Below are 25,454 nucleotides of genomic sequence, written 5' to 3' on the forward strand. Positions count from 1 at the left end.
CGGTTCCCGCGCGGAGAGGTCGCGGGGACAGCACCATGTACACGGCCGACCAGATGACACGGGAGTCACAGTGATCGACGAGACCCTCCTCGAAGCCGAGGAAAAGATGGAGAAGGCGGTCGCGGTCGCCAAGGAGGACTTCCAGGCCATCCGCACCGGCCGGGTCACCCCCGCGATGTTCAACAAGATCACCGCGGAGTACTACGGCACCCCGACGCCGGTCAACCAGCTCGCCTCGTTCACCCTGCCCGAACCGCGGATGGTCATCGTCCAGGTCTACGACAAGTCGTCCATGCAGGCGGTGGAGAAGGCCATCCGCGAGAGCGACCTCGGCGTGAACCCCACCAACGACGGCAACGTCATTCGCGTCGTCTTCCCCGAGCTCTCGGAGGAGCGCCGCAAGGAGTTCATCAAGGTCGCGGGCGGCAAGGCCGAGGACAGCAAGATCTCCATCCGCAACATCCGGCGGCGCGCCAAGGACGCCCTCGACAAGCTCGCCAAGGACGGCGAGGCCGGCGAGGACGAGGTCCGCCGTGCGGAGAAGGAACTCGACGACACCACGCACCGGTACACGGCGCAGATCGACGAGTTGCTCGAGCACAAGAAGGCCGAACTGCTCGAAGTGTGATGGAACTCGACGACGCCGGGGAGCCCACGGGCTCCCCGGATAAGCCGCGCGCGGGCAAGGCCGGCCGCAACCTCCCCATGGCGATCGGCGTGGGCGCCGGCCTCGGCGCACTCGTCCTGGTGTCGCTGTACACCGTCAAGGAGATCTTCCTTGGCGTCATGGTGCTCTTCTTGTTCCTCGGCATGCGCGAGCTCACCGAGGCGCTCAAGACCCGCGACATCCGTGTGCCGTTCATCCCGGTGGCCACGGGGATGGTGGCGACTCCCGTCGTCGCCTACATCTGGGGCTCCACCGCCGTGGTCGCCGCGGTGTCCCTGACGGTCCTGGCGCTGCTCGTCACACGGATGACGGAGGGGTCGGACGGCTACGTCCGGGACGTCTCCGCAGGGGCGCTGACCAGCGGCTGGCTCGTCCTCATGGGCGGCATCGTGGCGCTGCTGATGGCCCCCGACGACGGCGACCACCGCATCGTGATCTTCATCGCGACGACCGTCGCCAGCGACATCGGCGGCTACTTCGCCGGATCGTTCCTCGGCAAGCACAAGATGGCGCCGACCATCAGCCCGAAGAAGACCTGGGAGGGCTTTACCGGTTCCGCCCTGACCTGCATGGTCGTCGGCGGCTGGCTGGTGTGGTGGCTGCTGGACGGCGGCCAGATCTGGCACGGTGTCGTCATCGGCCTCGCCGCCGTGGTCACCGCGACCGTCGGCGACCTCATCGAGTCGATGGTCAAGCGCGACCTCGGCATCAAGGACATGGGCACCCTCCTGCCCGGTCACGGCGGCGTGATGGACCGCCTCGACTCCCTCGTGGCGACCGCCCCCGTGGTCTGGCTGCTGCTGGAACTGTTCGTCCCCACCGCGTGATCGGCGCCCCGGTCGCCGCCCGGCGCGTGCGCGGGCGGGGCTACGACACCACCCACGTGCGTCCCTCGCGGGCCAGCCGCCGCACGAGCGCGTCCGAGCCCTCCGCCTTGGCGAATCGGTGCTCTTCGGCGCCGATCGGGACGAGCCACAGCCACCGGACCGGGTCGTCCTGAACGGTCAAGCCCGCGAGCACGGGAGGCGTGGGGCCCTCCAGGCGCGCAGGGTCCTCCAGGAGCAGGACGGCTTCCCAACCGGATCCTTCGACGCCCAGGGGGAACGGGCGTCCGTCGTAAGGCCACTTGACGACGTCGCCGGGCGCGAACCAGGTCACCGTTCGCCACGGACACGGTGCGAGCCAGGGGAAGATTTTGCCCGCCGACCGTGTGGGCAGGGTGCTCGCCAAGGCGAGTTCGATCCGGGCGTGAGGGGACACGTCGTCCTCGTACAGTTCGATCGTCGGCATCCGTTGTCGGCTCATCCCCACCGTGCTCAACACGGTGAACTCCCGATCGTCCTGTGGCGGGCGCTCCGTCAGCCCGACGATCGGGTGCGTGCCGGCTCTGCCGTCTGCACGTCGCCCGATGTCGTGCCAGTAGTGCCCGCCAGGCCCGACCCGCTGCAGAAGGTGCCCGAGGACGGCCTGCTGGTACTTCGCCCAGGCCCCTTCGGCGCGCGCAGCTTGCCAGTGGACGCGCGCGCGGTCCACGCGCAGTCCGAAGCGGTCGATCTCCTCTGCGAGAGGGAACGCGAACGGGCTCTGTTCGACGGCGTCCCGGGCGTAGCCGGGGACGCCGCGCCCGATGTCGGACCATCCGGGGATCACGAACAGCGGCTCTCCCGCCTCGAGGACGGCCACGCCGTCGCCCTCCTCGAACCAGACGATCTCCAGCGCGCCCGCGTCCAGCGCGTCCCGTCCGTCCGGGTGGCGGACGTGCGACCGCGGCAGGAGCGGCGCGGCGCCCGCGTCCAGCCGGGTCAGGTCCAGGCCGGCCGGGGCGGCGCGGTGGTTGGCTACCCACACGGCCCCGACGACCGACTCGCCGGCGTCCTTCAGATAGGCGGCGGTGACGGTTCCGTCGCTCTCGATGACGGCCGGCGGCCGCCGTACGGGCCGGTCTCGGCGTGGACGACGGTCGCGCCCCGGCGCCGGGGCGCGGCGCCGCCCCTGCGCAGAACCGACATGGTCGAGACCTTAGTGGGCCGAGAGATCACGCGCAGTCGCGTCGTCCGTCCCCTCGGGTTCGGGTCGGTCGCACGGACGAGGCACCCACAGGTGTTTGCGACACTGGAAGGACCATGTCTGCCACCACCGAGCCCGCCACCGGGACCGCCGCGCAGCCGGCCGGGTCCGCGCCCAAGAAGACCCCGGCGAAGCTGGTCTTCGCCGCCCCGCGGCGCGGCAAGCCGCCGCGGCACCTCGCCGACCTCGCCCCGGCGGAGCGCCGCGAGGCGGTCGCCGAGCTGGGGGAGAAGCCCTTCCGGGCCGACCAGCTGTCGCGGCACTACTTCGCCCGGCTGGTCGACGACCCCGCGGAGATGACCGACCTGCCGGCCGCGGCCCGTGACCGGCTCGTGTCCGCGCTGCTGCCGTCGCTGATCACGCCCGTCCGCGAGATGGACTGCGACGGCGGCAAGACGCTCAAGACCGTGTGGAAGGCGTTCGACGGCGTCCTGTTCGAATCCGTGCTGATGCGCTACCCGGACAGGGCCACCATGTGCGTGTCGTCCCAGGCCGGGTGCGGCATGAACTGCCCGTTCTGTGCCACCGGCCAGGCCGGGCTCACCCGGAACCTGTCCACCGCCGAGATCGTCGAGCAGGTCGCCGCGGGCGCGCGCGCACTCGCCCGCGGGCGTATCCCGGGCGGACCTGGACGCGTCTCCAACATCGTGTTCATGGGCATGGGCGAGCCTCTTGCGAACTACAAGTCCGTGATCGGCGCGGTCCGCCGCATCACCGACCCGGCGCCCGCCGGGCTGGGCATCTCGCAGCGGTCGGTCACCGTCTCGACCGTCGGGCTCGTCCCCGCCATCGAGAAGCTGGCCGCGGAGGACATGTCGGTGCGGCTCGCCGTGTCCCTGCACGCGCCCGACGATGAGCTGCGCGACGACCTCGTCCCGGTCAACAACCGCTGGAAGGTCGCCGAGGTGCTGGATGCCGCGTGGGCGTACGCCGACCGCAGCGGCCGCCGCGTCTCGATCGAGTACGCCCTGATCAAGGACGTCAACGACCAGGCGTGGCGCGCGGATCTTCTCGGCAGGCTCTTGCGCGGGCACCTCGCACACGTCAATCTGATCCCGTTGAACCCGACGCCGGGCTCCAAGTGGACCGCGTCCCGGCCCGAGGACGAACGTGAGTTCGTCCGGCGGCTGGAGCACCACGGGGTCCCGGTCACGGTGCGCGACACTCGGGGCAGGGAGATCGACGGGGCCTGCGGGCAGCTGGCCGCCTCGACCAGGGACTGAGCGCCCGCGGTGTGCTCCCCGCACCCGCGGACGCGGGGATCCGCTGAGGAGCACGTGTGCGGGGGAAGAAGGGAACGCGGCCGCCGATCGTCCTGCGGGGCTATGACCGGGCTCAGGTGGACGCCCTGCTCGAGGAGATCGGCGGGGCGCTGAACGGCGGCCCGCCGCTGACCGCCGACGACGTCCGCGCCCGCCGCTTCGACATCGTCATGCGCGGCTACGACCCCCGCACGGTGGACGAACTGGTCTGCGAGTGCATCCGCGAGCTGCAGGCCGCCGGGCCGATCGGCGAGCGGGCGGGACGTCCGCGCGTCCACCCGGGCTGGCTGATCTCCTGGATCGAGAACGCGCGGTTCCCCGCGGTCCGCATGCGCGTGGGCTACGACGTCCGGGACGTCGACGCCTTCCTGGAACGCGTCATCGCGGGCCTGCGCGGCGCCGCCCCGCCGGTGACGCCCGCCGACGTCCGCGCCTGCGTCTTCCGCATGATCCGCCTCGGCCCCGGCTACGACGTGCAGGAGGTCGACGACTTCCTCGCCCGGCTCGCCGACGCCCTCGAACGCCGCTGACGAAGTTATCCACAGTTTCGCGGCGGGGTGGTGGCGCCGTGCGCGGCGCGCAACGCTGTGTGCATGGACGATCTCACCGCGCAGCGGAGGCGGCTGCGTCACCTGTTCGAGCGCTTCCTCGCTCCCGAAATGCTCGCCGCCGTGCTCCCCCTGACCCGCCCCGCCCTCCGGCTCGCCGCGGAGGGCGGCACCCCGGTGCACTTCGGCGGCGTCCCGCTCCTTCCGTCCGGCGAACCCTGGCCGACATGGCGCGGCCGCCCGCTGGACTTCCTCGGCGCCATCGACTTCGCCGACCTCCCGGCGTCCGGGGAGATCCCCGGGGTCCCCGCCGAGGGGACCGCCGCCTTCTACTACGCCAGCGAAATCCCGAGGCCCTGGGGCGACGAGTCCGCCCAGCGCGACGGCTGGCGCGTGTTCACCGGTGCCGTCGAACGCGCCTCCCCGCCGCCCGGCGCGGTGGCCTTCCCCCGGACGCGCCTGCACGCGGCGCCGTTCCTGTCCCTCCCGTCACCGCAGGAACCGGCCGTCCGCCGACTGGAGCTGCGGTACCCGGGCCTGCTCGCCGTCTACGAGCAACTGCACGCCGTGTGGTCGCGGCACGTCCGTCCCGGCGGGCTCCCGGCCCACCAACTCGGCGGCTGGCCGGCCCTGGTGCAGCGCCCGATCGGCCCCGACTGCCTGTACGCCTCCACCGGCCGCCCCCTCGACACCCCGAAATCCCCGGCCCTCACTCCGGAGGAGGCGAGTGCCGCCGAGGAATGGCACCTCCTCCTGCAACTCGACTCGGACCCGCGCCTCGGCTGGTACTGGGGCGATCCCGGTCGCGTCTACTTCTGCGGGCGTCCCGAACATCCGCTGGAGGAAGCATGGCTGACCGTCCAAGCCGCCTGACCGCCGGGCGTCAGGAGCGGAACCGGTCGGTCGCGACGTAGGCGGCGCCGACCAGGGCCGTCCAGACCGCGAGATGCACAGCGATGCCGGGGAAGTCCGCGACGAACGTCTCGGGGCCGTCATGGACCGCCCGCAGCCACTCGATCATCGGAACCGAGACGGCCGAGAGCGGCCCGAGACCGAGCAGCACCAGCGCGCTCGCACCGCCGAGCAGCGCCAGCAACGAGACCCCGGGAGAAGGGAGGACGGCCCGGCTCGTCCACGCGCCGAGCAGCGTGCCCGCGGCCGCCACGAGCGCGTTGAGCGCCAGCCCCGCGGCCACCGCGCGCCCCGGCGACCCCAACGACACCGCCTGAACGAGAGGAACCGCCAATGTCACGAGCCCCAGGCAGAGATTCACTCCGTAGGCGGCGAGCAGCCCCGCCCAGACGGGCGCCCACCGATGCCTCGCCGCGGCGGCCGTCAGGGCGCGCTGCTCGTCCGGCTGCGTGTCCAGCAGGGCGCGCGCCGCCCACGCCCACACCGGGAACATGAACGCCGCCACGTCACCGAACGTGCCCACCGCGAGAGCGGCCGCATCGGGCCCGCCCGGCCCCTGCGCCAGCACCAGGGCCACCACGAGGACGACGACGATCAGCGGATGCAGCACGCGCAGCGACCGGACGTAGGCCGCCGCCTGGAAGCGGGCGATCGCGATCACCGCGCGGGCCTCCGCACCCGGTAGCCGTCCGCGCGCAACTTGGCCTCCACGGTGTCGATCTCCTCCTCCGGGACCACGACCTCAAGGATCGCCGACGCGGGTGCGGTCACGTCCAAGGCGCCGACCGTGCCGTCGGCCACGCGCAACCGCTCCACATCGGGCAGCGGCTCGATGCACCGCTGGTGGTCGCTGACCACGACGGTGGTCCCGCCTGCGGCGAGGTCGCCGATCAGCCCGGGGAGCGCGTCGCGCGTGGCGGCGTCCAGCCCGGCGAACGGCTCGTCCAGCACGAGGAGTTCGGGGCCGTCCAGAAGGGCCTGCGCGATCCCGACCTTCTGCGCGCTGCCCTTGGACAACTCCGGCAACCGCACATCGAGCAGCCGCTCGAAACCGAGCCGCTCCGCCCACACGCCGACCGAGTCCGCCCCGCAACCCCTGATGGAGGCCATGTGCGCCAGATACGAACGAACCGTGAACGGCTGGTCGACCGGAAACCGTTCCGGTGCGTACCCAACCCGATCGGGCCGCCCCCGGACCGAGCCTTTCCCTGGCCGCCGCAACCCGGCGACCAACCGGAGAAAGGTGGACTTCCCCGCTCCGTTGCGTCCCGTGACCTCGACGATGCGCCCCGCCTCCAAGGCGAGGTCGACGTCCTTGAGAATCCACGGGCCCCGTCTCCGATACCGGAAGGCCACACCCTCGAAGAGCACGCCCGCACTGTAGCGAAGCCAAAGCCTCCCCGCCCGCCCCCACCCAGAGCCCACCCCCGCGCGCCCACGGCCCCGCGCCCGCCCGGGACCTGCCGCGCCTGCTCAGGGGTCTGCCCAGGGGCTCGCCCTGTGCGCGTTCAGGGTCCCGGGCCGCGCTGGCTCGCGTTTGGGGTCCGTGTCGCGCTTGTCTTGCTCCGGCCCTGCGCCTGCTTCGGACCTGTCCTGGTGCTGGTCAGGGGCCCCGCCCCGTGCCTTGCTGTGCTCGCGTTGGGGCTGTTTCGCGGTCGTTGTGTCCCGGACTGGCGCCTGCTCGGGGTTTGTACAGGCCTTGGCGCTGCTCCTGGCCAGAGCGCTCGTTCGCTTCTGCTCGGCTGGGTTGGGGAGGGGACGTTGGGTTGGGTGGGGGTTAGGTGAGTGCGGTTGCCAGGCGGGTGGCGTAGTCGGCGGCTTCCGTGTCGGAGTCGTATTTGTGGCGGGGCCAGAAGAATCCGCGGAGACCGTCCTTGCGGTTGCGGGGGACGACATGGACGTGCAAGTGGGGGACGCTTTGGCTGATCCGGTTGTTCATGGCCACGAAGGATCCGGCGGCGTCGAGGGCCGACTCCATCGCGGCGGCGAGCCGTTGCGCGTGGGCGAAGAAAGGGCCGAGTTCGTCGGGGGGAACGTCGGTCAGGGTCTCGCGGTGCGTGCGGGGGACCAGCAGGGTGTGGCCCTTGAACAGCGGCCGTGCGTCGAGGAACGCCATCGCGTCCGGGGTGTCGAGGACGATGTGCGCGGGGCGTTCCCCTTTCACGATCTCGCAGAAGACGCAGGTGCCGCCGGAGTCAGCCATGGGTGGCATTCTGCCGGACGGCAGGCGGTCGGGGGCGCTGCGACGGGTCCGTCGGCGGGGTCAGGCCAGCGGCTCCGGCAGCCGTTCGGTGTGGACGATGCGGAGGGTGCTGACCGCGCGGGTGAGGACGACGTAGAGCCGGTGCAGGCCGCGCGGTTCGGCGTGGACGATGCGGGACGGGTCGGCGACGATCACGTGCTCGAACTCCAGCCCTTTCGCGAGGGACGCCGGAACGCACAGCACTCCTTCGTCGCCTGTCGCATCTGTGTCCTCGCTCAGGATGGCGGAGGTCAGACCGGCGCCGTCCAGGGCTTGGTGCAGGGCGAGGATGTCGGAGTCGGCGGCGATGAGGCCGACGGAGCCCTCGGCGGCCAGTGCCTCCTTGCAGGCGGGCACGGTCGCGGCCGCGAGGTCTCCGGGCGCGTGGGTGATCTGGAGCGTGCCCCGGCGGGTGGAACCGGGGGGTCGCAGGTCCGGGGCGATCCGGGGGAGCAGGCGGGCCGCGTAGGCGATGACCTGGGCGGGGACCCGGTGTCCGCGGTCGAGTTCCACGATCCGGCCGTCCGGCTTGCCGAGGTGGTGCAGGAGCGTGGGCCAGTCTCGGACCGCCGACGGGTTCGTGGCCTGGGCGAGGTCGCCCAGGACCGTGCAGGACCCGGCGGCCCGGCGGGCGAGGGCGCGGCACTGCATCGGGCTGAGGTCCTGGGCCTCGTCGATCACCACGTGGGCCAGCCCGCCGCGTCGTTCCACCAGGTGGGCGGCCTCGTCGATGAGCGCGAGGTCGGCCGCGGACCACCGGGCCGAACGGAGTCCGCGTGGTCGGTGAGGGAGAAGCACGGCGGTCTGCTCCGCCGGGTCGAGGACGCCGTCGGCGGCGCGCGCGAGTCGGCGGGGATCGGTGAGGAGGTCCAGGACGAGTCCGGCCGGGTCGACCTTGGGCCACATCGCGGTGACCGCCGCCCCGACGTCTCGGGAACGCCGCACCTGTGCGCGCGTCCGTTCGTCGCAGCCCTCGCCGCGCGCCTCCATTCGAGAGAGCACGCTGCTCGCGATCCGCTGGGTGAGGAGTTCGCGGCCGGCCCCGTAGGACACCCCGCGGCCCGCGACCTCGGCGAGCATCTCGCCGAGGTCGTCGACGGGGAGCCGCCAGAGGCGCCCGTTGCGCCGGACGACCAGGTCCTCGGCGGGCGGGGTGAGCTGCGACCACAGGTCGCGCCGGATCACCTCCGCCATTCGAGCGTCGCCCTTGATCCGCGCGGCCGGGGCGTCGTCCTCGCGTCGCGCGCCCGTGCCGTTGGGGTCGAGTAGTTCCTCCAGAGTCACCTGCGCGACGCCGACCTCGCCCAGCGCGGGCAGGACGTCGCGGATGTAGGTCAGGAACGAGCGGTTCGGCCCGACGATCGCGGTTCCGCCGCGACGCAGCCGGTCGCGCTCGGTGTACAGCAGGTAGGCGAGGCGGTGCAGGCCGACGGCCGTCTTCCCGGTGCCGGGCGCGCCCTGCACGCACAGGGTGTGCTCGAGCGGGGCCCGCACCAGTTCGTCCTGTTCGGGCTGGATGGTGGCGACGATGTCGCGCATGGGTCCCGAGCGGGGCCGCTCCATCTCGGCGGCGAGCAGGGTGCCCGGGCCGTCCGCCGGGGAGCCGCCGTGGAACTGCTCGTCCTCGTACGCGGTCAGCTCGCCGCGGCGGTCGAAGCCGTAGCGGCGGCGGACCCGCACGCCCATGGGGTCCTTCGGGCCGGCCCGGTAGAACGCGGTCGCGATGGGGGCGCGCCAGTCCACGACCATCGGCGTGCCCGCGGCGTCGTGGACGCCGCGCCGCCCGATGTAGACGAGGTCTCCGCCGGTTCCGGGTGGGGTGGAGCCGTGCTCGTAGACCTCGCCCGGGGGATAGTCCAGCCGACCGAAGAACAGCGGAACCCTCGGGACGTCGGCGAGGTCCTCCGCCCGTTTCACGCGGGCCTGGCGCAAGATCTCGTTGGTGTACTTGTCCACCACCTCGTCGCCGATGGCGGTGCGCGTGGTGAGGACGTCCTCGCGCATCCGCCGCAGGGCCTCGCGGGACGCAAGCAGGTGCGCGCGCTCGGCTCGGATCTCGGCGGGCGCCGCCGTGTCGTCCATCGTCGTCCTCCGTCGGTGTCATGTGCTCGGACTATAATTTAACCCGGTCAAGTTTATAACCGGGTCAGATTCTTGTCCGGGTAACGGGCGCTGTTACGGTGGACGCATGACCGAGCCGGGGCTGAGGGAGCGCAAGAAGCAGCGCGTCCGCGAGGCGATCTCGGAGGCCGCGATCGCGCTGTTCCAGGAGTCGGGGTTCGACCGCGTGACGGTCGCCGACATCGCGGCCGCCGCGGAGGTGTCCAAACCGACCCTCTTCGCGTACTTCCCGTCCAAAGAGGACCTTGTGTTGCACCGCTTCATCGACCACGAGGACGAACCGGCCAGGATCGTCCGGGGGAGGGCCCCCGGCGAGTCGCCGCTCACCGCGCTGCGCCGCCGTTTCCTCGACGGCCTCGACCGCCGCGACCCCGTCACCGGCCTGAACGACACCCCGCAGGTGCTCGTGTTCCACAACCTGCTGTACTCGACGCCCTCCCTGATCACCCGGCTGACCGCCTACATGCTGCGCGCCGAGTCGGCCCTCGCCGACGCGCTCGCCGAGGCCCTTCCCGGCGACGACGTCGTCCCGCTGGTCGCCGCGGCGCAAATCTTCGGCACCCAGCGGGTCCTGGGGGACCGCAACGTCCGCGACATGCGCGCCGGACGCAGTGCCGACGACGTCTATCCCGAAGCCACCGCGCGCGCCGAGGCCGCGTTCGATCTGCTGGAACACGGCCTGGCGCCACGATTCGCCTGACCCGGGTCCCCCGGTTTCCCAGTTCCCCGGCCCTCAGTTCCCGGTCCCCGGTTCCCGGTCCCCGGTTCTCGGCCCCGGTTCTCGGCCCCGGTTCCCGGCCCCGGCCTGGCTATGCGGGCGCCTGGTGGTGCAGTGCTCTTGCCAGGGGCAGCGTTGGCAGGTCGCCGCTGTGCCACGAGGAGAGACAGCATCGCCCTGGCGTGCGAGACGGTCGGGCCGTCGGGGAGTCGGCCGCGCGGCGCGAGCGACGCGCCAGCGCGCTCGCGATGGCGACCACGCTGGCGCGACGTTGCGTCGCTGCGGGCTTGCTGGTGCCTCCGCCGTGCGGGCCGTGCTCCGCTGTGCCGGGACGCCTGCGGCCCTTGACGGCTTGTCTCTCCCGGTGTGGGCCGATGACGCCAGGGGTTCGAGGGCAGGCGGGGGCCTGGGTGGGGCTTGGGGCGAGCTGGTGGCGGGGGTCAGCCGAGGGCTTGGGCTATGGCCATGTACGGGTCGGGGGAGCGGTCGACCGGATCGTCGGGGGCGTCGTGGAGGGCCGCGTGCGCGTAGAGGTCCCGCTCGGCGCGGTCGAGCGCGGCCGAGAGGACGTACTCGGGGACCGTCCAGCCGATGAGGGCCGCGGCCTTGCGGATGGCGAGATGCGCTTCCGCGGACGTGTGGAGGTGGATGTGGTCGTCGTGGGCGCGGGGAAGGTCGTGGTGAACCGACGGCTGCATGGACGGCCTCCTTCCTCTTCGGCACCTCAACGTACGCCCGGGGGCGTTGTCCGGACATCCCCAATAGGGACGAGAATCGCCCGAAGCGAATTGTTCGTCCGAAGGAGGTTGATCGTGGTTCCGGCCATCGAGCTCGCCGGGGTGGAGAAGTCCTACGGGCGGACGGCCGCGGTGCGGGGCGTGGACCTGGCCGTGGCGCCGGGGGAGTTCTTCTCGCTGCTCGGCCCGTCGGGGTGCGGGAAGACGACGCTGCTGCGGATGGTCGCCGGGTTCGAGGAGCCGTCGGCGGGCGAGGTCCGGCTGGACGGGCGCGGCGTCAACGGGATCCCGGCGGAGCGGCGCGACGTCAACATGGTGTTCCAGTCGTACGCGCTGTTCCCGCACATGAGCGTCTTCGACAACGTGGCGTTCGGGCTGCGGCGGCGGGGCGCGGGGCGGGCGGAGGTCCGCGCGCGGGTCGGGGAGATGCTCGAGATGGTCGATCTGTCGGGACGGGAGCGGCGGCGGCCCGCGGAGCTGTCCGGCGGTCAGCAGCAGCGGGTCGCGCTGGCGCGGGCGCTGGTGAACCGTCCCCGGGCGCTGCTGCTGGACGAGCCGCTGGGGGCGCTCGACCTGCGGTTGCGGCAGGCGATGCAGGACGAGCTGAAGCGGCTGCAGCGGGACGTCGGCGTGACGTTCGTGTACGTGACGCACGACCAGGGGGAGGCGTTGACGATGTCGGACCGGTTGGCGGTCATGAACGAGGGGCGCGTCGAGCAGGTGGGGACGCCGCGGGACGTGTACGAGCGGCCCGCGACGCGGTTCGCGGCCGGGTTCATGGGGACGTCGAACGTGCTGGACGGCGAGGTCGTCGAGGCGTCGGGCGGCGTCGCGGTGATCGGGCACGGGACGGACGGGCGGATCGAGGTGCCGGGTGCGGCGGTCGGGACGCGGCTCGAGGTGACGGTGCGCCCGGAGAAGGTGCGGCTGGCGGTGGACGAGCCCCCGGCGCGGTTGTGCAGGGTCCGCGGGACGGTGACGGACGTCGTGTACCAGGGGCCGTCGACGAGGTACGGGGTTCGGACGACGGCGGGCGCGGAGGTGTCGGTGCTCGTGCAGAACGCGGACACGTTCGCGCCCGCGGCCGATCGGGGCGACGGGGTGTGGCTGTCGTGGGAGCCGCGGCACTCGTACGTGATCGGCACCAGCACGGGGACGACCGGCGAGACGACCGGCGAGACGACCGGCGAGACGACCGGCGAGACGGCCGTCGGCGGTTCCGCGGCGCACGGCGGGGCGTGCGGCGACGGGGCGATGGGCGGCGCGAGGTGAGGCGCCGCGACGTCCTGCGGCTGTCGGGGGCGGGGCTGCTGCTGGCCGCGTGCGGCGTCGAGGGACGCGGGGAGTCGGTGGACGGGGGCGAGTTCTGGTCGGGGAGGTCGCGGAACGGGCGGCTCCGCTGGGCGAACTGGCCGGGGTACATGCAGGACGACCGTGCGACGATCGAGGCGTTCGAGGCGGACGCGGGCATCGAGGTGACCTACCGGGAGGTCATCCAGGAGATGGGCCCGTGGTTCGGCAAGATCCAGGCTCCGCTGGCGGCGGGGCAGTCGATCGGGTTCGACCTGATGGTGATGACGAACGGGATCCATCTGGAACGGTGCCGCCGGCTGGGCTATCTGGCGCCGCTCGACCACGGTCGGCTGAAGAGCTTCGCGGCGCACGCGGGGCCGGGCTTCAAGGATCCCTCGTACGATCCGGGCAACGAGTTCACCGTTCCGTACCAGGCGGGGATCACGGGGATCGCGTACAACACGAAGTACGTCGACGAGGAGATCACGAGCATCGCGCAGTTGTTCGACGCCCGCTACAAGGGCCGCGTCGGGATGATGAGCGACTCCCAGGAGCTGGGCAACTTCGGGATGTTTCACCTGGGGATCGACCCGGAGAAGTCGACGCGGGCCGACTGGGAACGGGCGGCCGGGAAACTGCGGGAGCAGCGGGATTCGGGGATCGTCCGCAAGTACTACGAGCAGAACTATGTGGACGCGGTCAGCAAGGGCGACGTGTGGCTGACCATGGCGTGGTCCGGGGACGTCTACAGCCTGACGAGCCCGGACGTGAAGTTCGTCGTCCCCGAGGAGGGCGGGACGATCTGGACGGACAACCTGTGCGTCCCCGTGACCGCCGAGAACCCGGTCGACGCGCTCGCCCTCATGGACTGGCTGTACGTGCCCGAGAACAACGCGCCGCTGACTGAGTTCGTCAACTACATCACGCCGGTGCCGGAGGTGCAGGACATCGTTGCCCGGCACGCGTCCGCCGCAACCGGGGAGGAAAAGGAAAACCTCACCAGATTGAGCAAGAGCCCGCTGGTCTTCCCCTCCCAGAGCGACATGGCGCGGCTGCGCCACTACCGGCGGCTCTCCCAGGACGAGGCCGCCGTCTACCAGAAGACGTTCCAGGCCGTCGTCAGGGGCGCTTGATGGGCCGCGGCCGGTTCGCGCCCTATCTGATGGTCCTGCCCGCGGGGCTGTGGCTGCTGGCCTTCTTCGTGGTCCCGCTGTCGTTCATGGTGTCGCTGTCCTTGCAGTCGGGGAACCTCGTCGACGGTTTCCGGCAGACGCTGCACTGGCAGAACTACGCCGACGGGCTGTCCACGTACGGCGGGACGTTCGCCCGTTCGCTGTGGTACGGATTCCTGGCGACGGCGGTGTGCGTCGTGCTGGGCTATCCGGCGGCTTACTGGATCGCCTTCCGCGCGGGCCGCTGGAGGACGACGTACCTGCTGCTGATGCTGTCGCCGTACTTCGTCTCGTTCGTCCTGCGCACGGTGGCGTGGCGGCACGTGCTGTCCGACAACGGCCCGGTCCTCGGGCCGCTGCGCGACCACGGGCTGCTTCCGGCGGGCTTCCACGTGCTCGACACGGGGGTCGCCGTCGTGGCGGGGCTCGCCTACAACTTCCTGCCGTTCATGGTCCTGCCGATCTACGCGGCGCTGGCCCGGATCGACCCGCGGACGGTCGAGGCCGCGCGCGACCTGTACGCGGGGCGCGCGCAGGCGTTCGGACGGGTGGTGCTGCCGCTGTCGCTGCCCGGCGTGTTCGCGGGGGCGATCATGACGTTCGTCCCGGCGTCGGCCGACTTCGTGAACGCCGAGGTGCTGGGCGGGCCGGGCGACACCATGATCGGCAACGTGATCCGGGCCGAGTACTTCGAGACCGGCGCCTACCCGGTGGCGTCCGCGCTGTCGTTCACGCTGACGGCGATCCTGCTCGTCGCGATCTTCGTGTACGCGCGGACGCTGGGGACGCGCGACGTCCTGGAGGCCGCGCGATGAGGCGCGCCGGGCGCCGCGTCGACGCGCTGCACGTCTGGACGCTGCTGCTGATCGGGTGGCTCGTGCTGCCGATCGCGGTCATGATCCTCTTCGGGTTCAACGACGTGCAGGGCAAGCAGAACGTCCGCTGGGAGGGCTTCACGCTCAGGTGGTACGCGCACCTGTTCGACCGGAGCGACCTCACCCGGTCGCTGGCCGACTCGCTGGTGATCGCGCTGGCGAGCACGGCCGTGACGACGGTCGCCGGGACGTGCGCGGGGCTGGCGCTCGCCCGGTACCGGTTCCGGGGGCGGCGGGCGGCGGATCTGCTGCTGTTCACGGCGATCGCCTGCCCGGAGCTCGTGATGGGCGCGTCGCTGCTGTCGATGTTCGTCACGTTCGGGGTGCCGCGCGGCCACCTGACGATCCTGGCCGGGCACGTGATGTTCTCGCTGGCGTTCGTGACGGTGACGGTCCGGGCCCGGGCGGTCGGGCTCGACCCGGCGGTGGGGGAGGCCGCGCGGGACCTGGGGGCCGGTCCGTGGACGCGGTTCCGGCTGGTCACGCTGCCGATGATCCGGCCGGGGGTGGCGGCGGGCGCGCTGCTGGCGTTCGTCCTGTCCGTGGACGACTTCGTGGTCACGAGCTTCACCGGCGGCGCGACCGTGACGTTCCCGCTGTGGGTGTACGGGTCGACGCGGACGGGGACGCCGCCGCAGGTCAACGTGCTGGGAACGCTGATCTTCGCCGCCGGGGCGCTCGTCGCGATCGGCTCGGCCCGGCGCACGTTCCGCCGCGCCGCCGGGCCGTCCCGGCCGGGAAGGGACGACGGATGAGGAGAGGAACGCACATGGGCGCGGCCGTCGACGTGGCGAGGGCGCTGGCGGACGCGGAGCCCGTCCCGTTCTGGACGGCGGGCGCCGCGCGGCCCGACCCGGGGCCGGTGCTGACCGGCCGCCGGGCGTGCGACCTCGCGGTCGTCGGCGGCGGCTACGGCGGGCTGTGGACGGCCCTGCGGGCCAAGGAGCGCGACCCGTCGCTGGACGTCGTCGTCCTGGAGGCGGGCCGGGTCGGTGCGGCGGCGTCCGGCCGCAACGGCGGGTTCTGCTCGGCCAGCCTCACGCACGGCCTCCTCAACGGCGTCGGGCGGTGGCCGGACGACATGGAGACGCTGGAGCGGCTCGGCTGGGAGAACCTCCAGGCCATCGCGGCGACGCTCACCCGGTACGGCATCGACGCGGAGTGGGACGCGACCGGGCAGCTGACCGTCGCGACGCAGGAGTGGCAGGTGCCGCTCCTGGAGGAGGAGGCGGAGAACGCCTTCGAGCTCGGCTGGGAGCCGATCCTGCTGGGCCGCGACGGTGTCCGCGCCGAGGTGGACTCCCCGACGTACCTCGCCGGGCTGTGGGACCGGCACGCGGTCGCGCTCGTGCACCCGGCGAAGCTGGCGCGGGGCCTGGCGGAGGCGTGCCGCTCGCTGGGCGTGCGGATCTTCGAGAACACCCGCGTGACGGGGCTGCGCCCGGACGGCGGGCGGCTGCGGCTGGACGGCGCGCACGGGGCGGTCGGGGCGCACCGGGTGGCGCTGGCGACCGGCGCGTTCCCGCCGCTGCTGCGGCGGATGCGCGGGTTCGTCGTCCCCGTGTACGAGTACGCGCTGGTCACCGAGCCGCTGTCGCGGGCGCGGCGGGACGCCGTCGGGTGGCGGCGCCGGCAGGGCGTGGGCGACAGCGGCAACCGCTACCACTACTACCGGCTGACGGCGGACGGCCGGATCGTGTGGGGCGGGTACGACGCGGTGTACCACTTCGGCGGCCGGATCGGTGCCCGCCTGGAGCGCCGCCCCGCCGCGTTCGCGGCGCTCGCGCGGAACTTCTTCACCACGTTCCCGCAGCTGGAGGGCGTCCGGTTCGCGCACGCGTGGGGCGGGGTGGTCGACACCTGCACCCGGTTCTGCGCGTTCTTCGGCACCGCGCACGACGCCCGGCTCGCGTACGCGGCGGGCTACACCGGCCTGGGCGTCGGCGCGACCCGGTTCGGCGCGGACGTCATGCTCGACCTCCTGCGCGTCGGGCTCCGTCCCGGCGAGGAGACGGAGCGCACGCGCCTGGCGATGGTGCGGGACAAGCCCGTCCCGTTCCCGCCGGAGCCGCTGCGGTACGGGACGATCGCGCTGACGCGGCGGGCGCTGGCGCGGGCCGACCGGGAGGGCGGGCGCCGCGGACCGTGGCTGCGCGCGCTCGACCGCATCGGCGCCGGGTTCGGCAGCTGACGGGGCCGCCGGGTCAGTCGGGGGACTCGTCGATGGTGCCGAAGATGACCGACGACACCTCCAGGTAGAGCTGCTCCGGGTACGGCATGAACCCGACGTTGCGCAGCGCCTGCTTCTGCCCCGCCGACTCCATCACGAACTCGCCGTAGCCGAGCATCTGGCCGATGACCGAGCGCTCCAGGTTGATGTCGGTGACCTTCGCCAGCGGCATCATCGCGACCGTCCGGTTGAGCACGCCTCTGATCACCATGACGCGGTGCTCGGTGACGAGGAAGAACTCCAGCGACCAGGCGATGACCTTCCACAGCAGGTAGCCGATGGGCACCAGCCACAGCCACCAGAGCCAGAACACGCCGGTGACGGTGGCGGCGGCGCCGCAGACGATGAGCCCGGCGACGAACGCGACGACGGGCGGTAGCAGCACGGCCGGATGGCGCCGCACCGCGATGACGCGTCCCTCGTGGCCCATCAGGTAGCGGTCGACGGTCCGCGTCGAGTTGTCGCGGTGCACCATCATGTCCTGCAGATTCACGGCGGCGTCCTCGTCATGATCCGGATGCTTCAAAGGTAGCCGACCGCCCGCCGCCGGTGCAGGGGCCGCACGGTGAGGACGGCGGGCGTCCGCGACCCGGTTGTGCGCGGCGGGGCGGCGCCTGATGATGGTCGGCATGGGCGGCGGTGCGGGCGGCGGTGCGGGCGGCGGCATGGGCGGCGGCATGGGCGGCGGGACGAGCGGAGGCGCGCCCGGAGGCGCGGGCGGCGGGACGGCACCCCGTGCGCGCCCGGTGCCCGACCGGGCGCCCGACCCGGTGGCCGAGACCCGCGTGGACTTCACCCCGGACGTCGACTTCACGCCCGACGTGACGGTGCGGCCCATTTGGCGGCTGCTGCTGCGCGGCCTCGGCGTGTACCTGCCCGGCTGGGAGCGTCCCGCCGGGGCGGCGCGCGTCCCGGGCCGGGCGGGGGACGGCTTCGGCCCGCCCGCGTTCCTGGACGGCGAGGCGGGGTTCGGGCTCCAGGTGCCCGACCGGCGCCGCGGCCTGGAGCCCGACCGGGAGATCTACGTGCGGGGGCGGGAGAACCCCAGCTTCGGCATCGTGGTGGCGGGTCCGTCGGCGGCCGTCGGCAGCCGCGTCGTGGACGCGGCCGTCCTGCTGCGGTTCGCGCGGCGGCTCACCTTCGAGGAGCTGTTCGACACGGGCGACGCCGACTCCGTCCCGTACGCGGTGCGCGGGGCCCGCGCGGTCGAGAACGTCGTGTTCCTCGACCGGGCCGCGGGCGTCGGGCTGTGCGCGGAGGTCGACCCGGTGACGCGGGAGGTCCGCTGCCCCCTGTACGTCCGGATGGGTGACCCGGCGGAGCGGACGGTCCGGGCCTACGGCGTCGCGGCGCACGCGCTGCCTAGGGGGTCGCGGCCCACGCGGTGAGGTCCCACAGCTGGTGGGACGGCAGGCGGCGGAGGCGGACGGCGGCCGCGGCGGGATCCCAGAACACCTCGTCGCTCTCCAGTTCGAGCGACTGCCCGGCGGTCAGGACCGCGCACACCAGCTCGTCCCGGGTGCGGACGGCCATCAGCGGGCCGATCTGCGCGACGCCGCCGGAGCATTCGGCGAGGGTGCGCAGCAGCGCCTTCAGCGCCGCCTCGTCCTCGGGCGGGCGCGCCGGCTCCACGCCCGCGGGCATGCCGGGCTCGACCCGGGCGAGGCCGCGCCGCCCGCCGCCGTTCCCGGCGAGCCCGCCGTGCGGCAGGTCGGCGCCGGTCGAGATGAGCAGCGCGCTGAACGCGCCGGCGAGGTCGTCGGGGAGCTGCCCGCCGAGGAAGTACCGGCGGCGCTCGGGCGAGCCCGGCTCCAGGCCGTCCGCGCCCTCGGCCGTGCGGAACCGGACGCTCAGCCGGTTCGCGCGGACGCACCGCTCGTAGACGTCGGTGAGGATGTCCTCGAGCTGGTCGTCGCGGGTCCACAGCCGTCCCGTCGCGGTGACGGCCGCGTCGCGCGGATCGCCGCCCGGCGCGCCCCCGGGCAGGCCGCCGGGGACGCCGCCGGAGCCGGCGGGCAGGGCCCGGGGCGCGCCGCCGGTCAGCGCGGCCGTGACGGCGTCGTCGAGCGCCCCCTCGGTGAACTGCAGCAGCTCGGCGACGATGTCCTCGACGTCCTCCAGCGTGCGGGTGAGGGTGCGCTGCAGCTCCAGGATCTCCGCGCCGCCGCGTTCGAGGTCGGCGAGCCGCTCCAGCGCGGTGTCGACCTGCTCGCGCACGTCCGCCGACGCGTCGCCGCCGCCGGACCCGGCGACGTCGCGCACCGACGTCTCGACCTCCGCCAGCTTCCGGCGCAGCGCGGCGAGCGTGATGCGCTGCTGCTCCAGGTCGCGCAGCCGCCCCGCCTGGGTGCGGACGAACTCGTCCGCGCGGTGCACGACGTCCGCGAGCTCTTCGACGCGGCCGGTGGTGCGGCGGACGCGGTCGTCGAGGGTGGGCAGCACGTCCCGCTTCACCCGGGCGAGCTCGGCGGTGAGCTGCTCGCCGACCGTAACCAGGACGTTGTTCTGCTTGGTCACCTGCTCGTTCAGCTCGTCGACCCGGCGGGTGAACGCGCGGGCCTGGTTCCGGCTCTGCCTGCCCGCGTAGAGTTCCAGGGCCCCGACCACGACGCACATCACGATCAGGACGACCGTCGTCATGGCACTCCTCGGGCCGGGTGGCGATTACCGGAACGGATATAGATCGCGACCATAACTTACGATCATGTGCGCTGACCGGAACTTACGTAACCGACTGATCTCACTGACCTGACGGACTCATCCGTCTTGAAACGCCTGCGCGTTCCGTCTCCGGCCGATCGTCGCGGATCACTCGCAGCCCTCGAACTGGGGAACGGTCTTCGCCAGGTTCAGCTCGGTCGGGCCGAACCACCGTTCCAGGTGGATCGGGATCGTGTCGTCCTGGTACATCCGCGTGATCGCCTCGTTGACGGCCTCGCAGCCGTCCACGTCGCCCCGCCGGAGCGCGACGCCGTACCGTTCGTCCGAGATGGGGGCGTTCACGATCCGCATCGCGTGGCCGTCGGCGGCCGCCTCCCGCGCCAGCCCCGCGAGGATCAGGTCGTCGGTGGACACCGCGTCGAGCCGTCCCTGGACGAGCAGCTCCAGGCACTCGCCGTAGCCGCCGGCGTCGAAGGGGTCGGCCAGGACGCCCTGCTCCTCCCTGATGCGCGGGAACGACGTCGACCCGTCCACCCGGCACACCTTCTTGTTCGCCAGGTCGTGGATGCTGCGGATCGCGGTGGCGTCGGCCGCGCGCACCATGAGGTCCTGGTGCGCGACGTAGTAGGGACCGGCGAACAGTACGTCCCGCTTCCGATCGGGGGTGATCGAGTAGCTGGCGACGACCAGGTCGACCTCGCCGTCCGCGAGGAGCTCCTCCCGGTTGTCGGAGGTCACCTCCCGGAACCGCACGTTCGCGGCGTTGACGCCGAGGTTGCGGGCGATCTCCTTGGCGACGCGGATGTCGAAGCCCTGGAACGCGTCGTAGGAGTCGCCGTCGGCGACCCGCAGGCCGACGCCCGGCTGGTCCCGGTTGACCCCGATGACCAGTTCCTCGGCCGCGGCGACCGACTCGGCGTCGGCGGAGCCGACGCCGCAGGCGGCGGTGGCGAGCAGCGCCGCCGCCCCGAGCAGCGCGGCCCCCGCGCGCCGCGCCCGCCCGGTCCCGCCCGCGTTCGCGCAGCGCCGCATCGTCCGTCCTCTCACTTCGACCACCGGTACTCCGACAGGCGGGGCCAGACCCCGGCGAGCAGGAATACGACGATGACGACGCCCGCGATCGGCAGCACGCCGTACCAGCCGCGGTTGCCCGCGTCGCCCTCCTGGACGGACTCCTCGAACGCGGCCCGGCGGATCTCCTCGAGCTCCTGCAGGGCCTGGTCGTACTGCCGGAACTGCGCGGTCAGCTCCCCGCGCGTCCGGACGGCCTCCGCGCGGCGGTCGCTCTCGACGAGCCCGCGCATCTGGTGGTCGAGCTGCTGGAACCGCTGGTACTCCGAGATCACGGTCTTGAAGATGCCGGCGACGCGCGAGCGCGTCGCCGCGTCCTGGACCGGACGGCCGTCCTCGGTGCCGAGGAACCCGAGGAAGTCGCTGCGGCCCGGCTCGTACTTCACGTTCTGCACGGCCGTGTTGTACTCGGCGAGGTTCCCGGCGCCCACGTAGAGGACGGTCTGCGACTTGCTCAGATAGACCTGCTCGTAGGTGTCGGTCCGTTCCGGGTCGAGCAGGTACCGGGTCTGGTCGGCGGCGGCGTTGTTGCTGATGGCGCGCGTGCGCGACAGGGCCAGGATCGAGTCGAACCCCTGTTCCTTGGCCTTGCGCAGGCTCTCCGCCTGCCCCCACAGCATGAGGCCGCTCGCCGCCACCAGGGCGAGCGCGCCGGCCGTCGCCAGGACGGCGCCCACGTTCAGCAGCCGCCGGAACCGCACCGCGAGGAACACCTGCAGCACGATCAGCGCCGCCAGCAGCAGGGCGCCCACCGCGACCACCCAGGCCAGGCCGGTGAGCACCGCCGACCGCTGCCGCTCGTAGGTGTCGCGGACGAGCGCGCCGTTGTCGAGCGTGAGGTTGTACGCCTTCGGCAGCAGGTCCAGCTTCATCAGGTCGGTCGCCTCGCGGTAGACCGCCAGGACCTCCTCCGGCGGCGGCCCCGCCTGGTGCTGCGTCCGCCGCTCCAGCTGCAGCGCCTGCCCGGCGAGCCGCTCGTAGCGGGCGAGCGCGTCCAGCAGCGCGCGGGCGGTGTCCTCCTCGGTGGGGTCGTCGGCGAGCTTGGCGGCCTCGATCAGCGCCTCCCCGGCCCGCAGCCGGTTCATGTCGTACAGCTCCAGCGCCTCGGCCCGCACCGCGGGCTCGGAGTCGCCGGCGAGCAGGGCGTTCGCCAGCTGCGCGTCCATGTCGGTGAGCTGGGAGTACAGGTCGCCCGTCGCGACGACCTGCGGGCCCGCGTCGTGCCCGATCACCCGCATCCCCTCGCGGGCCTGCGCGATCGTCGCCGCGGTGACCGCGAGGAGCGCCAGCAGCACGACGACGACCAGCGCCGACAGGGCGCGGACGCGGGACGCGGCGGTGCGCGGCAGGATCCGGCGCAGCCCGGTCGGCGCCGGGACGGGCGGCGACAGCAGGCGCCGCGAGGACGGCGGGCGCGCGGGCGGTTCCGCCCGGTCGGGCGCCTGCGGCGCGTTCGCCGCGCCGGGCGCGTCCGGGGCCGCCGGTGCGGCCGTCCGCTCGACGGCGGTCACGGCGCCTCCCCTCGGGTCAGCGTGATGGTGGTCCACGCGCCCACGTGGATCCGGTCTCCCTCGGCCACCGGAACCTCCGTGTTCAGCGGGATCGGGTCCATGGACCCGTTCAGGTACGTGCGGTTGGTGGAGCCCGGGTCGACGAGCGTCCACGACCCGTCCGGCTTGGCCAGGAGCACCGCGTGGACCTTCGAGACGCCCGGGTCCTCCGGCGGCTCCCGCAGGTCGATCTCGGGCGGCGTCGGCTGCGTGGAGCTGCGCCGGCCGATGCGGACCTGCCCGGACGCCAGCGGGATCCGCCGCCGCGGCGCGTACGGCGGGAACACCAGCGACCCCGAGTCCGGCCCCTCCTCGGCGAGGACGGCGTTGAAGTACTCGCGGTCGGCGTCGACGACGGCCGTCCACTCGGCCGCCGGGGACGACCCCGTCGCCGGGCCCGACGTCGACGCGGGCGACGAAGGCGACGAAGACGGCGTGGACGACGAAGACGACGCGGGCGTCGCGGGGGGCGGCGGCGGGGCGGCGGGCGGACGTTCGAGATCGCGCGTGGGGCGGCCGCCGCCCGCGACGAAGTCGTAGCCGCAGCCCTCGCAGAACCGGTCGGTGCCGGGCAGGCCGCAGTCGGGGCACGGCGTGCCGCCGTCCGGCCCGCTCCCGCCGGACGCGCCGGACGCGCCCGCGCCCGGCCCGCCGGAGGACGGCGCGGCCCCGGCGCCGATGGGCGTGCCGCACACGTCGCAGAAGTCCGCCGACTGCGAGGTGTGGCCGCTCGGGCAGATCGCCATGCTCAGCCCTTCTGGGCGCGGTTGTTGACGGTCTCGTCCTTCCGGGTGCGGACGGTCTTGGTGGACCGCGTGTCGAGCGACATCTCGTCGGCCTTGTCGACGTTCTTCTTCAGCCGGACGGTGCCGGTGGCGGGATCCACGACGTCCACGACCTTGCGCAGCAGCGAGGTGATCTCCTCGTTGCCGGCCGCGTCGGCGAGCACGACCGCCCGGCCGAGCCGCGCCGTCGCGGTGTCCTCGTCGCCGCGCTCGCGGGCCTGGAGGCCCTCCTGGATCGCGACGGCCAGCTCCGCCTGCCCGGTGTAGTGCGCGACCCGCTCGTTGATCCGCGTGGAGCGCGCCTCGTCGTCCGTCCACTCGGCGAGGACGTTGCCGGTCGCGAGGACCTGCGCCTCCTCCCCGGGCGGACCCGGCACGACGAGCTTGACCCACACCGCGCGCAGCACCTTGCCGACCTCGCCGGGCGGCAGCTCCACGCACACGTGGTAGTCGCGGCTCTCCTCGCCCCACGCGCCGAGCGGGTAGTCGCCGGCCTGCGGCGACACCTCGACGCGGCGGCCGGTCAGGTCCTCCACCGTCGGCAGGACCTGCTTGACGAACTTCAGCTGCGCCGTCTGCGGGGTCTGCAGGCGCAGCGCCACGTCCGCGACGGACTTGCCCATCGCCGCCTCCGTCATCGCCTGGAAGTCGGCGACGAGCTCGGCCGGGTCGCGGACGATGTCGACGCTGCCGAGCAGCGCCGACGACACCTTGCGCAGCTCGGCGACCTCCCAGTCGGTGCCGACGCCCCGGCAGTCGCAGATGAAGCGGCCCTCGCAGCGGAACAGGACGGCGTCGAGCTGCTCGGGCGTCTCGTGCTGGTTCTTGCCGTCGGTCAGCAGGATCGCGTGCCGGATGCCCTCCCGGTCGGCGAACAGCTCGTCGGCCAGCCGCAGCCACGACCCGATCGCGGTGCCGCCGGACGCGCGCAGCCGGCCGAGCGCCTCCTTGGCCAGCCGGCGGTTCTCGTCGTTCGCCGGGACGAGCCCGGGCCGCTCCGGGAACACCATCGTCGCGACGTTCGAACCGGACACGACCGCGAACTCGACGCCGTCCCGCAGCGTGTCCACGGCGACCTGCGCGGCCTCGACGGCGGCCCGCAGCTTGGTGTCCGGGTAGGACATCGAGCCGGACGTGTCGATGATGACGACCTCGGACGCGCGGGTCGCGGGCCCGGCGGCGAGGACCGCGCCGCCCTCCCCGCCCGCGGCGCTCGCCTCGACCGAGACGATGGCGTGCACCTCGCGGCCGCCCTCGGGCAGGTACTTGTTCTGGTCGACCTTGACGGTGAACTGCGGCTGCTCGCTCATCGATGCTGCTCCGTGCTCGGGGAACGGTCGGGGGAGGGGAGGGGGACCACGGCCACGGTGATGTTGTCCCGGCCGCCCGCGTCGAGGGCGTGCCGCACCAGCGTCCGGGCGGCGCCCAGCGGATCGGCCGCGGGATCGGCGGCGGGATCGCCGGGCAGGAGCGCCCGCAGGTCCCCGGCGGCGGGGAAGTAGTTCCACAGCCCGTCGCTGCAGACCAGCAGCGTGCCCGGGCCGGACGGGCGGAACGACGCGACGTGCGGGGCGACGTCCCCGGCGTCCGCGCCGAGCCACGCCGTGATGACGTGCGCGTTCGGGTGCGCCTCGGCCTCGGCCTCGGTCAGCGCGCCCTCGGCGACCATGATCGCGGCCCAGGAGTCGTCCTCGGTGAGCCGCCTGGACGCCGCGAGCTCGACCGGCCCGGCCTGCTCGTCGGCCGAGCCGTTCCGCCCGTCCCGTCCGGCCCGCTCGTCCGGGATGGACTGCCCGCCCGCGTCGCCGGTCTCGTCGGCGGCGAGCCAGTAGGCGCGGCTGTCGCCGACCCACCCGACGGTGACGGTCCCGTCGCGGGTCACGGCCGAGACGTAGGTGCACGACGGGGCGTCGTCCTCGGACGCGGCCAGCGCCGCGACGGCCCGCGCCGCCGCCAGCGCCGCCGCGCGCGTGGCGTCCGCGGGGTCCGCGCCCGCGTCCAGCCGGGACGCCAGCTCGGCGGCGCCGGTGTCGGCCGCCGCGCGGGACGCCTCCTCGGGACGCTGCGACGACCCCACCCCGTCCGACACCACGGCCGCGATCCCGGCGGCGTGGACGGCGAGGGCGAGCGCGTCCTCGTTGCGGCTGTAGCGCAGGCCGCGGTCGCTCACCCCGGCGGCGGCGAGCGCCCCGGCGCCGGCGTCCGCGGGCAGCGTCGCCTCCACGTGGTCGCGGTCGGCGGGCTGCCGGAGCCCGCAGTTCTCGCAGTAGCCGTCGCCGTCGATCGCGGTGCCGCCGCACCCCGTGCAGGGCGGCGCGGTCGCGGCGCGGCGGCGCGCGAGCGACGCCGTGCTGATCCGGAAGGTGCGTCCCTCCCGGCCCTCGCGGACCGCCGCGCCCGCGGTCGCCGGTGCCGGCACCGGCGCGTCGCCGAGGCGGTGCCCGCACCCCTCGCAGAACGCGTCGCCCGCGTACACCATCTCGCCGCAGGCGGGGCAGGAGAGCTCCGCGGCCTTGGCACCTGTCTTGTCGTGGGTCACGGCG

The 25,454-nt window shown here is 73.3% G+C and carries 25 protein-coding genes; 12 read left to right on the plus strand and 13 right to left on the minus strand.

The window, feature by feature from the left end; genetic code table 11:
• The first annotated feature begins 70 nt into the window (after positions 1-70).
• Positions 71-628, plus strand: a complete 558-nt coding sequence (frr, locus tag AB0L25_RS22410; protein ID WP_500174578.1) for a ribosome recycling factor — start codon at positions 71-73, stop codon at positions 626-628.
• The gene (locus AB0L25_RS22415; RefSeq protein ID WP_500174579.1) at positions 628-1,494 is read left to right on the plus strand and encodes a phosphatidate cytidylyltransferase; all 867 of its coding nucleotides are present in this window, start codon (positions 628-630) and stop codon (positions 1,492-1,494) included. The genes frr and AB0L25_RS22415 overlap by 1 nt, the downstream gene beginning before the upstream one ends.
• A gap of 40 nt (positions 1,495-1,534) precedes the next feature.
• Here the strand turns inward: AB0L25_RS22415 and AB0L25_RS22420 are convergent, their stop codons facing one another.
• Entirely contained in the window at positions 1,535-2,515 is a 981-nt protein-coding gene (locus tag AB0L25_RS22420) for a suppressor of fused domain protein (protein WP_500174580.1), read from the minus strand.
• Positions 2,516-2,790: 275 nt separating this feature from the next.
• Between AB0L25_RS22420 and rlmN the strand changes: the two genes are divergently transcribed.
• The 3 genes from rlmN to AB0L25_RS22435 all read left to right on the plus strand — a co-directional run bounded on the left by rlmN (position 2,791) and on the right by AB0L25_RS22435 (position 5,417).
• A complete protein-coding gene (rlmN, locus tag AB0L25_RS22425) occupies positions 2,791-3,957 on the plus strand; it encodes a dual-specificity RNA methyltransferase RlmN (protein ID WP_500174581.1) in 1,167 nt (388 codons plus the stop codon).
• Positions 3,958-4,013: 56 nt separating this feature from the next.
• Complete coding sequence (locus AB0L25_RS22430; RefSeq protein WP_500174582.1) at positions 4,014-4,526, plus strand: DivIVA domain-containing protein; 513 nt, start codon at positions 4,014-4,016, stop codon at positions 4,524-4,526.
• A 63-nt stretch (positions 4,527-4,589) separates the two neighbouring features.
• Complete coding sequence (locus tag AB0L25_RS22435; protein ID WP_500174583.1) at positions 4,590-5,417, plus strand: YwqG family protein; 828 nt, start codon at positions 4,590-4,592, stop codon at positions 5,415-5,417.
• A 10-nt stretch (positions 5,418-5,427) separates the two neighbouring features.
• Here the strand turns inward: AB0L25_RS22435 and AB0L25_RS22440 are convergent, their stop codons facing one another.
• From AB0L25_RS22440 to AB0L25_RS22455, 4 genes are all read right to left on the minus strand, one after another.
• On the minus strand, positions 5,428-6,117 hold the full coding sequence (locus tag AB0L25_RS22440; protein WP_500174584.1) for a hypothetical protein: 690 nt from the start codon (positions 6,115-6,117) through the stop codon (positions 5,428-5,430).
• Positions 6,114-6,881, minus strand: coding sequence for an ABC transporter ATP-binding protein (locus AB0L25_RS22445; RefSeq protein ID WP_500174585.1), 768 nt, complete (start codon positions 6,879-6,881; stop codon positions 6,114-6,116). Before AB0L25_RS22445 ends, AB0L25_RS22440 begins: the two co-directional genes overlap by 4 nt.
• A 352-nt stretch (positions 6,882-7,233) precedes the next feature.
• Positions 7,234-7,659 (minus strand): HIT family protein, encoded by a 426-nt coding sequence (locus tag AB0L25_RS22450; RefSeq protein ID WP_500174586.1) that lies wholly within the window; start codon positions 7,657-7,659, stop codon positions 7,234-7,236.
• Positions 7,660-7,719: 60 nt separating this feature from the next.
• The gene (locus AB0L25_RS22455) at positions 7,720-9,780 is read right to left on the minus strand and encodes a HelD family protein (RefSeq protein ID WP_500174587.1); all 2,061 of its coding nucleotides are present in this window, start codon (positions 9,778-9,780) and stop codon (positions 7,720-7,722) included.
• A gap of 106 nt (positions 9,781-9,886) precedes the next feature.
• Here AB0L25_RS22455 and AB0L25_RS22460 point away from each other — a divergent pair, with 106 nt between their 5' ends.
• A complete protein-coding gene (locus AB0L25_RS22460; protein ID WP_500174588.1) occupies positions 9,887-10,519 on the plus strand; it encodes a TetR/AcrR family transcriptional regulator in 633 nt (210 codons plus the stop codon).
• Positions 10,520-10,977: 458 nt separating this feature from the next.
• On the opposite strand, the gene AB0L25_RS22465 is transcribed toward AB0L25_RS22460, so the two are convergent.
• Entirely contained in the window at positions 10,978-11,235 is a 258-nt protein-coding gene (locus tag AB0L25_RS22465) for a type II toxin -antitoxin system TacA 1-like antitoxin (protein WP_500174589.1), read from the minus strand.
• Between the two features lie 114 nt (positions 11,236-11,349).
• Here AB0L25_RS22465 and AB0L25_RS22470 point away from each other — a divergent pair, with 114 nt between their 5' ends.
• The 5 genes from AB0L25_RS22470 to AB0L25_RS22490 are packed head-to-tail and all read left to right on the plus strand — an operon-like array spanning position 11,350 to position 16,805.
• A complete protein-coding gene (locus tag AB0L25_RS22470; protein WP_500174590.1) occupies positions 11,350-12,546 on the plus strand; it encodes an ABC transporter ATP-binding protein in 1,197 nt (398 codons plus the stop codon).
• Positions 12,543-13,700, plus strand: a complete 1,158-nt coding sequence (locus AB0L25_RS22475; RefSeq protein WP_500174591.1) for an ABC transporter substrate-binding protein — start codon at positions 12,543-12,545, stop codon at positions 13,698-13,700. The genes AB0L25_RS22470 and AB0L25_RS22475 overlap by 4 nt, the downstream gene beginning before the upstream one ends.
• Complete coding sequence (locus AB0L25_RS22480) at positions 13,700-14,554, plus strand: ABC transporter permease (protein ID WP_500174592.1); 855 nt, start codon at positions 13,700-13,702, stop codon at positions 14,552-14,554. The genes AB0L25_RS22475 and AB0L25_RS22480 overlap by 1 nt, the downstream gene beginning before the upstream one ends.
• Positions 14,551-15,369, plus strand: coding sequence for an ABC transporter permease (locus AB0L25_RS22485; protein ID WP_500174593.1), 819 nt, complete (start codon positions 14,551-14,553; stop codon positions 15,367-15,369). The genes AB0L25_RS22480 and AB0L25_RS22485 overlap by 4 nt, the downstream gene beginning before the upstream one ends.
• Positions 15,366-16,805, plus strand: coding sequence for an NAD(P)/FAD-dependent oxidoreductase (locus AB0L25_RS22490; RefSeq protein WP_500174594.1), 1,440 nt, complete (start codon positions 15,366-15,368; stop codon positions 16,803-16,805). The genes AB0L25_RS22485 and AB0L25_RS22490 overlap by 4 nt, the downstream gene beginning before the upstream one ends.
• A 13-nt stretch (positions 16,806-16,818) precedes the next feature.
• Here the strand turns inward: AB0L25_RS22490 and AB0L25_RS22495 are convergent, their stop codons facing one another.
• The gene (locus AB0L25_RS22495; protein ID WP_500174595.1) at positions 16,819-17,337 is read right to left on the minus strand and encodes a PH domain-containing protein; all 519 of its coding nucleotides are present in this window, start codon (positions 17,335-17,337) and stop codon (positions 16,819-16,821) included.
• Positions 17,338-17,473: 136 nt separating this feature from the next.
• Between AB0L25_RS22495 and AB0L25_RS22500 the strand changes: the two genes are divergently transcribed.
• On the plus strand, positions 17,474-18,232 hold the full coding sequence (locus tag AB0L25_RS22500) for a hypothetical protein (RefSeq protein WP_500174596.1): 759 nt from the start codon (positions 17,474-17,476) through the stop codon (positions 18,230-18,232).
• Here AB0L25_RS22500 and AB0L25_RS22505 read toward each other — a convergent pair.
• From AB0L25_RS22505 to AB0L25_RS22530, 6 genes are all read right to left on the minus strand, one after another.
• The gene (locus tag AB0L25_RS22505) at positions 18,207-19,484 is read right to left on the minus strand and encodes a hypothetical protein (RefSeq protein ID WP_500174597.1); all 1,278 of its coding nucleotides are present in this window, start codon (positions 19,482-19,484) and stop codon (positions 18,207-18,209) included. The two genes, AB0L25_RS22500 and AB0L25_RS22505, sit on opposite strands and share 26 nt — an antisense overlap.
• A gap of 168 nt (positions 19,485-19,652) precedes the next feature.
• Positions 19,653-20,537, minus strand: a complete 885-nt coding sequence (locus AB0L25_RS22510; protein ID WP_500174674.1) for a glutamate ABC transporter substrate-binding protein — start codon at positions 20,535-20,537, stop codon at positions 19,653-19,655.
• Positions 20,538-20,548: 11 nt separating this feature from the next.
• Positions 20,549-22,087 (minus strand): GlnX family signal transduction membrane protein, encoded by a 1,539-nt coding sequence (locus tag AB0L25_RS22515; protein ID WP_500174598.1) that lies wholly within the window; start codon positions 22,085-22,087, stop codon positions 20,549-20,551.
• Positions 22,084-22,872: an FHA domain-containing protein gene (locus tag AB0L25_RS22520; RefSeq protein WP_500174599.1), complete on the minus strand. Its 789-nt coding sequence runs from the start codon at positions 22,870-22,872 to the stop codon at positions 22,084-22,086. The genes AB0L25_RS22515 and AB0L25_RS22520 overlap by 4 nt, the downstream gene beginning before the upstream one ends.
• Before the next feature lie 2 nt (positions 22,873-22,874).
• Complete coding sequence (locus tag AB0L25_RS22525; RefSeq protein WP_500174600.1) at positions 22,875-24,221, minus strand: vWA domain-containing protein; 1,347 nt, start codon at positions 24,219-24,221, stop codon at positions 22,875-22,877.
• The gene (locus AB0L25_RS22530) at positions 24,218-25,450 is read right to left on the minus strand and encodes a PP2C family protein-serine/threonine phosphatase (RefSeq protein ID WP_500174601.1); all 1,233 of its coding nucleotides are present in this window, start codon (positions 25,448-25,450) and stop codon (positions 24,218-24,220) included. The genes AB0L25_RS22525 and AB0L25_RS22530 overlap by 4 nt, the downstream gene beginning before the upstream one ends.
• Positions 25,451-25,454: the final 4 nt, after the last annotated feature.

It is taken from the genome of Spirillospora sp. NPDC052242, assembly GCF_040679555.1.
Classification (GTDB): domain Bacteria; phylum Actinomycetota; class Actinomycetes; order Streptosporangiales; family Streptosporangiaceae; genus Spirillospora.

Excerpts from the sequence above, each read along its gene's own strand:
- AB0L25_RS22505 (WP_500174597.1), bottom strand. The coding sequence starts at position 19,484 with ATGACGACGGTCGTCCTGATCGTGATGTGCGTCGTGGTCGGGGCCCTG.
- AB0L25_RS22450 (WP_500174586.1), bottom strand. The coding sequence starts at position 7,659 with ATGGCTGACTCCGGCGGCACCTGCGTCTTCTGCGAGATCGTGAAAGGG.
- AB0L25_RS22510 (WP_500174674.1), bottom strand. The coding sequence starts at position 20,537 with ATGCGGCGCTGCGCGAACGCGGGCGGGACCGGGCGGGCGCGGCGCGCG.
- AB0L25_RS22480 (WP_500174592.1), top strand. The coding sequence starts at position 13,700 with ATGGGCCGCGGCCGGTTCGCGCCCTATCTGATGGTCCTGCCCGCGGGG.
- AB0L25_RS22435 (WP_500174583.1), top strand. The coding sequence starts at position 4,590 with ATGGACGATCTCACCGCGCAGCGGAGGCGGCTGCGTCACCTGTTCGAG.
- rlmN (WP_500174581.1), top strand. The coding sequence starts at position 2,791 with ATGTCTGCCACCACCGAGCCCGCCACCGGGACCGCCGCGCAGCCGGCC.
- AB0L25_RS22415 (WP_500174579.1), top strand. The coding sequence starts at position 628 with ATGGAACTCGACGACGCCGGGGAGCCCACGGGCTCCCCGGATAAGCCG.
- AB0L25_RS22485 (WP_500174593.1), top strand. The coding sequence starts at position 14,551 with ATGAGGCGCGCCGGGCGCCGCGTCGACGCGCTGCACGTCTGGACGCTG.
- AB0L25_RS22465 (WP_500174589.1), bottom strand. The coding sequence starts at position 11,235 with ATGCAGCCGTCGGTTCACCACGACCTTCCCCGCGCCCACGACGACCAC.
- AB0L25_RS22500 (WP_500174596.1), top strand. The coding sequence starts at position 17,474 with ATGGGCGGCGGTGCGGGCGGCGGTGCGGGCGGCGGCATGGGCGGCGGC.
- AB0L25_RS22490 (WP_500174594.1), top strand. The coding sequence starts at position 15,366 with ATGAGGAGAGGAACGCACATGGGCGCGGCCGTCGACGTGGCGAGGGCG.
- AB0L25_RS22520 (WP_500174599.1), bottom strand. The coding sequence starts at position 22,872 with ATGGCGATCTGCCCGAGCGGCCACACCTCGCAGTCGGCGGACTTCTGC.
- AB0L25_RS22525 (WP_500174600.1), bottom strand. The coding sequence starts at position 24,221 with ATGAGCGAGCAGCCGCAGTTCACCGTCAAGGTCGACCAGAACAAGTAC.
- AB0L25_RS22460 (WP_500174588.1), top strand. The coding sequence starts at position 9,887 with ATGACCGAGCCGGGGCTGAGGGAGCGCAAGAAGCAGCGCGTCCGCGAG.
- AB0L25_RS22455 (WP_500174587.1), bottom strand. The coding sequence starts at position 9,780 with ATGGACGACACGGCGGCGCCCGCCGAGATCCGAGCCGAGCGCGCGCAC.